This window comes from Chitinophaga sp. W3I9 (assembly GCF_050434025.1).
GTDB lineage: Bacteria > Bacteroidota > Bacteroidia > Chitinophagales > Chitinophagaceae > Chitinophaga.
The window spans coordinates 3,760,157-3,773,213 of record NZ_JBNPWC010000001.1 but is presented as its reverse complement, the minus strand read 5'-3'; the positions used below and the strand labels follow the sequence as shown (position 1 = coordinate 3,773,213).

Sequence of the window (13,057 nt, the reverse complement as noted above, 5' to 3'; positions counted from 1 at the left end):
ATTTTATTCAAATACCAGGTAACCGAATTTTTCTATGTCATGAAAACTCTTCCCGGTCAGCTGCCACGACCACTCCGCTTCTCCTTTGTCGTAGTCTACCCGGTACAGGTTTGCCTTCCAGGTAGTTCCCCTCCGGGGGTGAATATTTTGCAATGGCCGCAGGAGTTTAAAAGGAATAAAGAATTCTGCTGTCCAGCTTTTGATTGCAGCGCCGCTTTTCTTTTTGCCTCCCTGTACGGTGGTGGCATGCTGTGTTTTCCTGTCGGCATCATAATGAAATGGCTGCCAGCGCACCAGGTCGCCCTGCTGGTTGGATATCAGAATAGGCAGTTCATAGTTCAACGGAGATATTTCATATTCAAAATAAGCCGGCTGCAACGTGTCCGGCCACAGGAATACTTCGGCAACGTCTTCTGTCCACAGATCCAGGAAATCTGCCTGCATGGAGGCGCTGATCCGTTGGTCCGCGCAAGCAAAGAGGAAGTATATCCCGTTGGGTGAATACAGGGCCTTTACTTTTGTTGATGCAAGCGACTGCCCGCTGCGTTGCGGCAGCGTGATCCACGCCGCCTTGGTCCAACCCGGGTGACTGCCGTCACCGGTTACCTTAAAGTCGCTGGTAGCGGTTACTTTCAGCACCGCGGGTTGCTGCGCAGCTAATGACATGTTACAGCAGATCCCTGCAAGCACCAGTACCCGTTTACAATATAACAGCATGATCATGGATTCTGGGTGAGGTTAGGATTAAGGCCGGTTTCGCGTTCGGGAATATAATTGATCACCTGCGGGTCTGTTGGCTGGATGGTTTGATCATACTGATTACTGCCATGAAAGCCGGGATAGGCACGCACCATGGGACGGTTGTTGCGGTACAGGTCATACGGCCGGTGTGCTTCAAACGCCAGCTCCAGGCGGCGTTCTTCCAGCACTACATCCAGTACAGACGCGCGGCCTTTCAGATTGCCGGTGGTATATAATGCGGTACCTGATAAACCGGCGCGGCGGCGGATCAGGTTTACATCGTCAATGGCGGCTTGCGCATTACCCAGTTTAGCATTGGCTTCTGCGCGGATCAGGTACATCTCCGCCAACCGCAGGATGACCGGTGAACTCAGGTTAGCCACTCCTTCCTGCCAGTTATACTTGTTGATAAAATATACCGGCGTCTGGTTACGTAATTGCATGTTCCCATTCGCATCACGCTGTGGTTCCACAAAGCTGTGGCGCACATCCCCGGGATTCTGGTCCAGCAGCTTTACAAAAGCAAGAGAGGCGTATACCTCTCCCCAGCCGGTGGATTGTGTAACCGGATCATTATAGTACATGGAGCCGATCGCATCTTTACCCCGGTCATCTGCCACCGTATGCCTGATAGCAAATATCGTCTCGGGATTTTCTTCCGGTATTACGCGGAAATACGTTTTATAAGGCTGGGTTTCCATCAGGCGATAACGGTTGGAGCCGATCACCTTATTGGCATATAACAGGGCATTGGCGTTATCTTCCATGTACAGGTACACACGCGATAATAACGCCTCCGCCACTTCTCTGGATGCAAAGGCCGCACTTTTATTTTCTTTCATTAACGTGGCTGCATGTTTGAGATCGGCTATCACAAACGCATATACGTCTTTTACGGAACTCCTCGCAGGGCGGTCATCTTTTGTATTGTCTTTGATCACCACGCCGGGATTGTTGCCCGCGCCCTGCGGGTAGGGTCTTCCGAAAAGACGTACCAGGTCGAAATGCGCCATGGCCCGCAGGTACAGGTTTTCTCCCTTCAGTTGGTCCAGCTGCGGGGAAGTGCCATCATTTATTCTTTCAATAATGGCATTGGCAGAATAGATTACTTTATAAGCGCCCTGCCAGAACTGTTCGGTGTTTCCCATTCCCGGGAAATGAGTATAGGTATAGGTATAAAATACCTGGTCGCCCGTAGCGCCGCTTAATGCCACATCATCACCAGGATATTCACCCAACTGGTTGAGGTTTTTAGTGTACATCCTGTCTACCAGCCCGGAATAAACCCCATAGGTGGCTGTTTGCAGGTCTTCCGGCGTTTCCAGGGCCGCATCGTCCGATTTACCGTTATATGGCTCCAGGTCTTTGCTGCAGCTGCCGGTTATGACTATAATAGCGGCAGCGAGTGTATAATATTTAAAGAGATTTCTTTTCATTGCTGCTGTTTTTAAAAGGTGACATTAATACCAAACAGGACTTTCTTCGCCAGCGGATATTTGGTGCTGTTCTGCTGGAAATTGTTACCGCTTTCTCCTGCCGGCTGCGAATACGGGCGCAGTCCCATTTCAGGGTCCATACCGGAGAAACGGGTCAGCGTCCAGAGGTTATCGCCACTGATAAATATCCTTGCATTGTTCACCTTTATCTTTTGCAGGAAAGATTCCGGCACATCGTAAGAAAGGGTGATGTTGCGCAAACGCAGGTAGCTGCCATCTTCCAGGAACCGGGATGATTCCAGGTCAGAGTTTTTATTGCCGCCGTATACTGCTTTGGGATCTGTGGCAATGTCCCCCTCTTTCTGCCACCTGTTATGGTTTTTAGGCAGTACCCTTGAATTGGAAGTGGGCTCGCTGCCATCGTTCGTGTTTTCTTCATATACCTGGTTGCCGTTTACAAAATTGAAGAAGGCGCTCAATGTTATTCCTTTCCAGGAAAAACGGTTGTTGATACCACCGGTAAAATCGGGCGAAGCGCTGCCGATGTACTGCAAGGTGGCATCGTCATATGAATTAGTGGTACCAATGGTTTGCTTGCCGTTGGCGTCTGTGCTCACTACTTCCCAGAGCGGGTCGCCGTTCTTCGGATCTACGCCTGCCCATTTGCGCATATGCCAGCTGTACAGATCGCGGCCTTCGCTGATCCACTGCAGGGATGAATAAGGAATGTCTTCATGGTTGTTCAGCTTCAGCACCTTGTTCCTGTTGATGGAAAGGTTGAAGCTGGTTTCCCATTTAAAGCGGGCGCCATTTATATTTTTGGTATTCAGGTTGAACTCTATTCCCCTGTTGCGCACAGAGCCTACATTGCGGGTAACATAAGCATACCCGCTGGTGTAGGGAACCGGTACATCCAGCAACAGCGCACTGGTGGTTTTATCGTATACATCTACGGTCAGGGATATACGTTTTAACAGGTCTATATCCAGCCCGATGTTGGTTGTCTTTGATTTTTCCCAGGTGAGATCAGGATTTTGTAAAACAGATGGCACAGAACCCGGGTTGGATGCATACTGCGAGGTGTATGCATAAATGCCTAACGATTGGTAGTCGCCGATTTCCGCATTACCGGTAATGCCATAGCTGGCCCTGATCTTGAGCTGATCAATGAATCGTTGCCCTTTCATAAACGATTCGTTGCTCAGTATCCAGGAGCCGCCTAATGTGTAAAAGCCCGCCGAGCGGTGATTGGCTCCAAAGCGGGACGACGACTCATTGATGTATGCACCGATGAGATTATACTTTTCGCGGAAGGTATAATCGACCTGCACCAGTCCTTTTGTAAAACGGTTCTCAGACTTGCTGCCGGGGCCAAAGGGCGACTTCTGGATGTTAGCCGCTGCATCCATGATATGCAATCCTGCCGGGATCTTGTTGCCATACAGGCTGTTGTTTTCAAAATAGTTCTTCTCTCCTTCCGCTACCGCTATGGCACTCAGCGCGTGTTCGCCAAAGGTGCGCTGGTAATTAAGGCGGTTGGAGGTGATCAACCTGTTTTCATAGCTGGAGTTGTTATACATTTCCCCCAGTCCCCTGCCTGCTTTGGAGCGCACATCATAATACAGTTCACTTCGCAGGTTTGAATAACTTACACGGTTATACGAAGAAAAGGTGAGATGTGGTGTGATATAATAATCAAGATTGATATCGGCATAGGTGGTCAGCTGTTTTCCTTTATCATAATTGAATTGCCATCCGTGGAGGAAGTTGTCGTGTTCCCGGCCTATCCATCCTTCTTCAGTCCCCATCTTTATGGAGCCATCTGCGTTATAGGGATTATCCCAGGGCAAATTGATTTTCGACAATACCAGTGCGCCGTAATTCCCGGAAGCTTCATTTTCAAAATTGCGGGAAGCTGCGTTGATCCTGGTGCTTAGCTTCAGTTTCTCATTGATGCGATGGGTGATGTTGGCCCGCAGGTTGTATACTTCGTTACTGGTATGCCTGATAATACCATCTTCTTTATAATAATTTCCGGAGACATAAAACTGCGTTTTTTCAGATCCGCCGGATACAGATAACAGGTGATTCTGGGTAAGCCCTGTGCGATAAGCAAGGTCCATCCAGTCGGTGTTCTGCGACAGCAAGCTGGCAGGACGATCCCTTGCAAAATCGGCGGGAGCAAAATAACTTTTCTGGTAATCATACAGCTGCTGGCTGTTCATGAGCTTCATATTGCCCATGCTCATTTTATTGAAGCCAACACTGGAATTCAGGCTGATCTGTGTTTTACCGGCCTGGCCTGATTTGGTGGTGATAATGACTACGCCGTTGGATGCCCTGGCGCCGTACAATCCTGCTGCCGCGGCATCTTTCAGGATGGTAACGGAAGCAATATCGTTCGGGTTGGCGGTACCGCCAATGATACCATCTACCACGTACAACGGTCCGGAACCGGCGGTGATAGAACTGGATCCGCGGATGGTAACGTTAGCGGCTACACTGGGATTACCGGAGGCGTTTTGTACCACCACTCCGGCTACCTTTCCCTGCAACAGGCTGGCTACGTTATTGGAGGTGACATCATTTAATTGTTTCCCGGAAACTACGGCTACAGAGCTGGAGATCTGCGATAACCGTTTCGAAGTATAACCGGTTACCACTACTTCATTCAGGTTGGCATTTTCAGCTTCCATCTTCACCGCTATCCTGCTGCGGCTATTCACCGGCATTTCCTGCGATGCATATCCCATGGCCTTAAAAACGAGGTTTCCTTTTGCGGGTGCCTTTACCTGGTAATGCCCCGTGGCATCGCTGGCAGTACCCGTTTTCAGGGAAGGCACGTATACGGTTACACCGGGAAAAGGATTTCCTTTTTCATCCGTGATCAGGCCGGAAACGGGGATCAGCGTATCCTGCCGCAGTTGTGCATTGGCAGCGGCGCTTTTTTGTCCGCTGAAAACAAGCAGTAACAGGATCAGGCACACATGACAATACAGGTATTTTCTTTTAGCGTCGTTGCGCTGTCTTTTGGTTGACGGCCCGTTGACCGGGCCCTTCTTCATACATTGGAAATACATACGCTTACGGTATTAGGTAGTCTGTAAATAGTTGATCGCTGGCTGATTCTTCATAACTGCATTAACGTCAAAGCATTCAAACGGTAAATTTTTTCCAGTATAGCGGCACTTAATCCCAGCCCGTATAAAGGCCAGTGATAAGTGAATATTTCATGTTCATAAAAATGATCGTCTGTTGTTTCCATAATCCGGAAAGCAGTACGGTAAAACTTAGCGGCATACTCCATATTCATTTTAGGATCATAGCCCAGGTCGGTACCAAATAGCAGCCGGTCCTGGTACTTTTCATAAAATGCTTTGGCAAAACGCGGAATGGTGGCGGTTTCTGCAAACCTCGCGGCATTATCTGCATACAGGTTAGGATAACGATCCAGCATTTTCCCTACTATGCTGAGATCATAGGTGCAGTTGGCAAAATGACAGGCGATGAAAATGGTACCGGGGTTGTCCCTGACTACGTTTTCAAAGGTCTTTATCAGTGTGGGATGGTCCAGGAGTCCTGGCTGAGTGTGGTCTATGCGCCACTCGTATGCATTCATTAATCCGTCGTTCGTAGCATCCATCGGCAGGTACATCCACATGGGATCTGCGATGTGTATATTCACCGGCATATGCAGCTGGCCGCACTTTTCGAAGAGTGGTTTCATGCGCGGATCATCCAGGTGCAGGCCGTATCCGGCTACAGGCCGGGAATAAAATTCGCCAAGACCTTTGTCGCCCAGCTCTCCTACGCCTTTTGCTCCCATCCGGTGGCAACGTTCCAGTTCTGCTACCGCATGATCAATCCAGCTGTCGCCTGGCTGGTCATAACCGGTGTAGTCGAACCCGCACCACAAATCAAAGCGGTTGGCATAATCTGCATATTGCTTCGTAACGGCATCAAAGCCGGCGCCGGTTTCAAACGTAAGAACAGTACTTTTTTCAATGTTTGCCTCGTCCATGCGGGCAATCCATTTGCTTACATCGAGCTCCGGCTGCCATGCGTGAGTATGCATATCAATCACCGGGAAAGCAGCTTTTACAATGGCTGTTTCCGGCGTTTTAAATATCGACTTCGGCCGGTAGTCCTGTAATCTGATATGTTCCGGTGATGACGAAACATCTTCTAATGGCTTTGGTTTTACTTTGTCGAGATCCATAATCATCTGTTTTTAAAATGTCAGTTTATTTTTCAGCAGGATATAAAATACTTTAGTCATGGTAGCGGGCGACGGGCTGAAAATAGGGCCAGATGGGGAATACCCGGAATACCCGGATATTCCCTGTTGATCTGTTTTTTCATATAGGCGTTACGGTAATGTAACATATTTTGCCTCGTATGGATTCAGGTTTACTGCTAATGTGTTGTTGATCTTTGTTTTTTGTATGGCCGCCGTTTTATTGATCATCAGGATCTTTGTTTTGGAAGACATGACCATCACCCGTTGTTCATCTGATACCGTAGTGGTGCATAAGTTAGTACCTGCCGGAAAATAGGTGTTGAAATTTTTGTACAGCGAATAATTCCTGAATGGTTTGCCTCCGTTCGGCACCAGGGTACTGCTGAAAAAGTTGCTTACATTCCCTTCCCCTTCCTGCTGTTCGGGCGCCCAGCGCAGTGATGCGGCATCGCCGGCCAATGCGTGGTGTATCAGCATACAACCCAGTGCTGCCGGCTGAATGGTGGTATCTGTGTTCAGGCCCACATAATCTTCCGACCACCATATAGGCAGTGTAGTTTGCGAATGCAGCCAGTTACTGGCATCCCTGAACTTCTTCGTAGAGGCGATCACGTTGGTGGCAACCCCGTCTTTTGAATCCACGCCTCCGTCTACGCAGAGGAAGTCGCCGCCATGCTTGTTCTGCAGCCAATAGGTTACTACATCCAGGCAACGTTTATCCAGTTCTCCGTAAGTGGGATCTGTGATGCCGCTATGGGCGTTGCCTGGCGCACTATGCCAGGAATCTATCCCGATATACGGACCACCGATGATGGCATCCGGGCGTGCCGCTTTCACAGAGTCATATACCAGGTTATACAGCCGGGTATAGCGCACATAATCCCAGCGGTTATTCGTCTCGTCCCACATACTTTTCAGCTCATTCCATACCTGGAAGGTTTTTACCGCGGGATAACGTTTCGCTACCAATGCGCACAGGTGGGCAAAATCCTTTTCATGTTCCGGCAATGGCGCCCATTCCACTTTGCTCCAATCCGTATCGCTGCTATCTTCATATTTTCCCGGCGCCCAGTCGGGGTCTACCATCCAGGTGGGGGCCGTGGCAAGAGTGATCACCGGTGTTGATTGCATCGCGGTCATCATGTTTACGCGGAGGTCCAGCGATTCCCAGTCAAATACACCGGGTCTTGGCTCAATGTTATCTGCGCCGAAACCGAATATATGCTGGTTGTGATAAACAACCGCTCCTTTCAGCAAATTGGTACCCCTGGTAATGGAGGGGCCGTCACCCCAGGCGTCGAGGTTATTTTTCATATAGGTCACACCCAGCTTGAGCGAACTGGTCATCAGCACAGCATTCTTGTTTACCGTAATTTTCACGGTATCTGCCAGCAGGGCGCCTTTGGTGAGTGATGCTTCTGCAGACAGTATTTTTGGATCAACTTTGCATGATCCGGCAAAGAGGGCTATCATAGCCGGGGCGATAAGGAATTTTTTCCATGTTAGCGTGGTCATTATGTGAGGTTTTTCCAGTGCTTTTATTTTTTATGCACTGCTGGTGAACAATAAATAAAATCAATACTCCGTATAGTCGCGGGCGTTATAAGCGCCCCGACAGTTATGTTTCTAATCGTATTTATTTTTATTCAGACAGGATGAAGATCGCCACCGCTGCCAGCAGCAAACCTGCTGTCAGCACCGCATCCGGCACTACTCCATAAATAATGAGGGAAAGAATGACTGTGATGACAGATGATAAACTGGTGAGCGGTATTACAATAATCGCTTTGCCGTAGCGCAGTGCATATACCAGCATCAGGGCGCCGATGGCATTTAACAGGTGGATGGGAACAGCCAGCCCAAACCCTTTCCATCCCCAGTTGATGGCGCCGGAGAAGTTCGTCATGCCAATGGCCGCGGGCACCAGCAGTAAAGACGACACTGTCATATAAAAAAAGATACTTTCTGCTTTCATACGGCTATTGGCAAACTTCATCACAAAGCCCTGGGTGGCCCACATCACAAACACGAGCATGGCCATGATCAGCCAGGTGTAGCCCTGCGCCTGTTTATTCTGCCCTGGCTGAAAGGCCAGGAAAAATGCGGCCAGCAACGCCACGCCAATACCCAGCCATTGCCTGCGGGAGCAGGTTTCCCCGAGGAACACCACCGACAGCAGGATGGTGAGCAGCGGGAAAAGGGCAATGAGCGGAAATAAAATATAGGCCGGTCCTATCCGCAATGCCTGGAAAAGGATGAGTTGTCCTCCGGCGCCGAGCAGGCCCACCATAGACCCCAGGAAAATATCCCGCGGCGTATGTTCCAGTTGCCACTTCACTATCCGCAACGCTGCGATAGCACAGGGCAGCATAGTCAGCGTCCACACAATATATCCGAGCGTTGCCGGGAAGCCGGCTTTTTCAGGTATTTCTATAAAAGCCCCCCATACTCCTACAAATACAGTATTGATAGCGGTATATAAAAGCCAAAGCCGGGATTTGTGCATACGCGGATATTTGTTGTTTCAAGGCGCCTTAACCTTCGAAACCTTGTTTTTCATTTTAAAACAAAGTAAATATAAGTTTTTTAAATAGAAAACAAGTAATAAATATTTTTTTAGAAAGATTTTGAAGATGCATAACAAAGGAAACGAAGGCATCGGGGTATACAAAGACAGAAGCCGCAAAAAGACTGTTTTATGATCGTCTTTGCGGCTTCCGGCTTGCGGGAAAATGAATGCTATGCTATAATCACCTTTACGTCCAGGTCTTCCAGCCGCTTCTTATCTTCTGCGGAAATACCGGCGTCGGTAACTACGGTGTGGATCTTATTTACAGGGCAGATAAATGCCAGGCTCTTTTTGTTAAACTTGCTGGAATCCGCCAGTACAATCACTTCGTTGGCGATTTCTATCATGATTTCATTCAGGTAGGCTTCTTCCATATTGGGCGTATAAATACCATTGCGGGTATCAAAGCCATCTACCCCAAGAAAAACCTTATCTACATGGAAACTGCGCAGGTTCTTTTCCGCCAGCGGACCAACGAGCGACATGGAATTTTGCCGCAGATAGCCACCAGGGATGATTACATTGATATTTGGATAGCCGGAAAGCATGTTCACAATGTTCATGGCATTGGTAATGACGTTCAGGCTTTTGAAAGACTGCATATGCTTTACCATCTCCGCGGTAGTGGTACCTGAATCAATGATCATGGTATCGTTTTCACTGATGAGGGCAGCGGCACTTTTGCCGATCGCCACTTTTTCGACGTAATGAATTTTGTTCTTTTCACTGATCCGCTGATCCACTCCCACATTATTCTCCAGCTTGATAGCTCCGCCCCTGGCCCGTAACAGCATATTCTTCTGCTCCAGCTGGTCCAGGTCGTTCCGGATGGTCACTTCGCTTACATTAAATTCTTTGCTTAGTTCACTGATGATCACCTGCCCATTTTTATACAGCTTCTGCAGTATTTCTTTCCTCCTGTTTACAGTTGATCCGTTTTGGCTCTCTTCCATTTGCAGTTATTTATTTTGAGATTTTACTATTACAAGCCAGCTAAGTTACAAATTATTGTGCAATCTCTTTCAAACGAAATTTAAAACAAGTTAACCTAAATAATAAAAAGGTTTTGAAAGTAATTTACCTTTTGATATATTTGTATTGTATTACTCACTTATATCTTAACTATGCAATCAGTACTTGAACTGGAATCTTCCGCATTGCAAGAAAAAGGAGCCTTCCATACTGCCCGGGAAATTGCGCAACAGCCTTACATATGGGAAAAGATCATGAACGGGCTCACTGGCGAAGCCACTGCCCTGTCGGCGTTCCTGGAAGAAGCTTATCATACAGTGGACAACATTATTCTTACCGGTGCCGGTACAAGTGCTTTTATTGGCCTTTCGCTCACAGGCAGCTTCTTCCGCCATACCGGCGTTATCACCAGGGCTATACCCACCACAGACCTGGTAGCGCACCCGCACGATTATTTTCATTCCGACAGGATACCACTGATCATTTCCTTTGCACGCTCCGGCAACAGCCCCGAAAGCTGCGCTGCACTGGAACTGGCAGACAACATCTCCCGGCGCTGTTACCACCTGATCATTACCTGCAATCACAGCGGGCAACTGGCCGGCTGGCAGAGCCAACACCCGCAACACATGATCCTGCTGCCACCGGAATGTAATGATAAGAGCCTCGCCATGACCAGCAGCTATACCGGCATGCTGCTTACCGGCGCCCTGATCACCCGGCTGCATAACATCGCCGCCATGCGGCAGCAAGTGGAAGTACTGTGCACCTATGGGAAGCAGCTGCTCACCCGTTACACGGCCCTGCTCCGCACTATCGCCGGCAAAAAATTTACCCGGGCAGTATTCCTGGGCGACGGCGCATTTTACGGTACTGCCACAGAAGCCCACCTGAAACTACAGGAACTCAGCGGCGGCAAAGTCATTTGCAAAAGCGACAGTTTCCTCGGCTTCCGGCATGGCCCCAAAGCTATTATCGATGAAAACACCCTCGTCGTATATATATTCTCGAACAACAGCTACGTTTTAAATTATGAAAAGGACCTCGTCATTTCCATGAAGCAGGGTAACAAGGCACTGCTGGAAATGGGTATACTGCCGGCTAACGGCGAAGTGCCTGAACTGGATACCGTTCTGCTCACAGGTGATCAACAGTTGCTGCTGGAGGAAGATCTGTTATGTGTATGCAGTATATTGCCCCTGCAACTGCTGGCCTTCTTTACTTCTTTATCCCTGGGCCTTCAGCCGGACAATCCTTCCGTAAACGGCGCCATCACCCGCGTTGTGGAAGGTGTTGCCATCTATCCGCTCAATGCCTGATAAAAAACACCGTTATGAACAACACAACGTTTGATGTATTGGTGGTCGGAGAACTGAATGTTGACCTGATACTCAACAAGCTTAACACATTGCCCGCTCTGGGCAAAGAAATACTCGCCAAAGACATGACCTTCGTACTAGGCAGCAGCGCCGCCATCTTTGCCTGCAACCTTAGTACCCTTGGCGCTGCCGTTACCTTTGCCGGTAAAATAGGTAATGATATGTTCGGCCATAAAGTACTGTCGGAACTATCCTCGAAAGGCGTGGATACTTCGGGGATTGTATATAGCCGGACCGCCGGTACCGGCATCAGCATTGCTTTCAGTCATGAGCAGGAAAGAGCCATGATCACGTACCCCGGCGCTATGGAAGAACTGAGTATGGCAGATATTACGGATGCCACGCTCGCAAACGCCCGGCACCTGCATGTAAGCTCTGTATTTTTACAACCAGCCCTGAAACCTGATCTGTGCCGGCTTTTTGCCCGGGCAAAAATGCTGGGACTCACCACCTCTCTTGACCCGCAATGGGACCCGGCAGAACAGTGGGATATCGACCTCCCCACATTATTGCCCCACGTAGATGTCTTTCTGCCCAACATCGCCGAACTATGTGCATTCACCGGCGGCAACAGCGTTTCTTCCTGCCTGCAAACGGTCAGCGCCTATGCCAATATTGTAGCGGTTAAGCATGGGGAAGCAGGCGCCTATGTGTGGGACGGTCACTCGCTGTTCCACCAGCCTTCCTTTAAACAAACAGACATTGCCGATTGTATCGGGGCGGGCGACAGCTTTAATGCAGGCTTTATCAGTCAGTATATCCGTAACCGTTCGTTGCGGCAATGCGCTGAATACGCCGCCCTGGCCGGCGCCATTAACACCACCGCACCCGGGGGCACCACGGCTTTTCATAGTCTTGATACCTTCCACGCTATTGCCATTCAAAAATTTAATTACCTACCAGCATGAACCTGAAACAACAACTACAGCAATGTTCACAGTCGGGCTCCGCTTTGCTGGCTGTGAATTTTTATAATTTCGAAACACTGAAAGGCTTGCTGATGGCGGCCAAAGCAGCCAACTGCAGCCTGATACTGCAACTATCAGAAAGCACGTTGCAATACCTGGGTATCAACTCCGCCGTTAACATGGCGAGGGTAGCGCTTCGTCAGTATGGCGTAACCGGATGGGTACATCTTGATCATGGCAGCAACATACACACGATCCGTGAATGCCTGGATGCCGGCTTCGACTCCGTAATGATCGATGCCAGTGAAAGATCTTTTGAAGAAAATATTCGTACTACCACTGCCGTTGTAAGGGTAGCCGCTGGTTATGATGTGAATGTGGAAGCTGAACTGGGATATATTGCAAAACTCGGACAGGAACAAACAGCTGCCTTCACCAGCCCGGAACAGGCGAAGCAATTTGTAGAAGAAACCGGTGTTAACGCACTGGCCATCGCCATCGGTACCGCGCATGGTTTTTATAAATCACCTCCGCATCTGCAGATCGGCCTGCTCAAAGAGATCCACGCCGCCACACCCGCTGCTCTTGTATTACACGGCTGCTCCGGTGTTCCGGACGACCAGCTGAAAGAAGCGGTTAAAAACGGTATCACAAAAGTGAACCTGGCGACAGAAACAAAAAATATTTTTATGAAAACATTGCAGCAACAATTGCTGACCAGCCAGGACATAGATTTGCGCAGGGTTTTTCCGAAAGCCATCAATGCGGTAACCGAACTGATATCGCAGAAGCTGAGTGTGATATAAAATAAC

At 49.0% G+C, this 13,057-nt stretch carries 10 protein-coding genes; 3 read left to right on the top strand and 7 right to left on the bottom strand.

The genetic code is table 11. The features are described from left to right. Positions 1-3: 3 nt before the first annotated feature. The 7 genes from QFZ51_RS15610 to agaR form a co-directional block, all read right to left on the bottom strand. On the bottom strand, positions 4-723 hold the full coding sequence (locus QFZ51_RS15610; RefSeq protein ID WP_429047013.1) for a carbohydrate-binding family 9-like protein: 720 nt from the start codon (positions 721-723) through the stop codon (positions 4-6). Further along, positions 720-2,177 carry a RagB/SusD family nutrient uptake outer membrane protein gene (locus QFZ51_RS15605; protein ID WP_429047012.1) on the bottom strand — a complete coding sequence of 486 codons (1,458 nt, stop codon included), beginning with the start codon at positions 2,175-2,177 and terminating at the stop codon, positions 720-722. Before QFZ51_RS15605 ends, QFZ51_RS15610 begins: the two co-directional genes overlap by 4 nt. An 11-nt stretch (positions 2,178-2,188) precedes the next feature. After that, positions 2,189-5,242 carry a SusC/RagA family TonB-linked outer membrane protein gene (locus QFZ51_RS15600; RefSeq protein ID WP_429047011.1) on the bottom strand — a complete coding sequence of 1,018 codons (3,054 nt, stop codon included), beginning with the start codon at positions 5,240-5,242 and terminating at the stop codon, positions 2,189-2,191. 65 nt (positions 5,243-5,307) lie between these two features. Beyond that, complete coding sequence (locus QFZ51_RS15595) at positions 5,308-6,396, bottom strand: amidohydrolase family protein (protein WP_429047010.1); 1,089 nt, start codon at positions 6,394-6,396, stop codon at positions 5,308-5,310. A gap of 150 nt (positions 6,397-6,546) precedes the next feature. Next, positions 6,547-7,932: a beta-galactosidase gene (locus QFZ51_RS15590; protein WP_429047009.1), complete on the bottom strand. Its 1,386-nt coding sequence runs from the start codon at positions 7,930-7,932 to the stop codon at positions 6,547-6,549. 127 nt (positions 7,933-8,059) lie between these two features. Next, positions 8,060-8,923 carry an EamA family transporter gene (locus QFZ51_RS15585; RefSeq protein ID WP_370912927.1) on the bottom strand — a complete coding sequence of 288 codons (864 nt, stop codon included), beginning with the start codon at positions 8,921-8,923 and terminating at the stop codon, positions 8,060-8,062. Positions 8,924-9,156: 233 nt separating this feature from the next. After that, the gene (gene agaR / locus QFZ51_RS15580; protein WP_370912926.1) at positions 9,157-9,939 is read right to left on the bottom strand and encodes a transcriptional repressor AgaR; all 783 of its coding nucleotides are present in this window, start codon (positions 9,937-9,939) and stop codon (positions 9,157-9,159) included. A gap of 171 nt (positions 9,940-10,110) precedes the next feature. Between agaR and QFZ51_RS15575 the strand changes: the two genes are divergently transcribed. From QFZ51_RS15575 to QFZ51_RS15565, 3 genes are read left to right on the top strand one after another with little or no spacing between them, the layout of a single operon-like run. Next, positions 10,111-11,277: an SIS domain-containing protein gene (locus tag QFZ51_RS15575; protein ID WP_429047007.1), complete on the top strand. Its 1,167-nt coding sequence runs from the start codon at positions 10,111-10,113 to the stop codon at positions 11,275-11,277. Positions 11,278-11,291: 14 nt separating this feature from the next. After that, positions 11,292-12,245 carry a carbohydrate kinase family protein gene (locus tag QFZ51_RS15570; RefSeq protein ID WP_429047005.1) on the top strand — a complete coding sequence of 318 codons (954 nt, stop codon included), beginning with the start codon at positions 11,292-11,294 and terminating at the stop codon, positions 12,243-12,245. Then, on the top strand, positions 12,242-13,051 hold the full coding sequence (locus QFZ51_RS15565) for a class II fructose-bisphosphate aldolase (protein WP_370912923.1): 810 nt from the start codon (positions 12,242-12,244) through the stop codon (positions 13,049-13,051). Before QFZ51_RS15570 ends, QFZ51_RS15565 begins: the two co-directional genes overlap by 4 nt. Positions 13,052-13,057 lie beyond the last annotated feature (6 nt).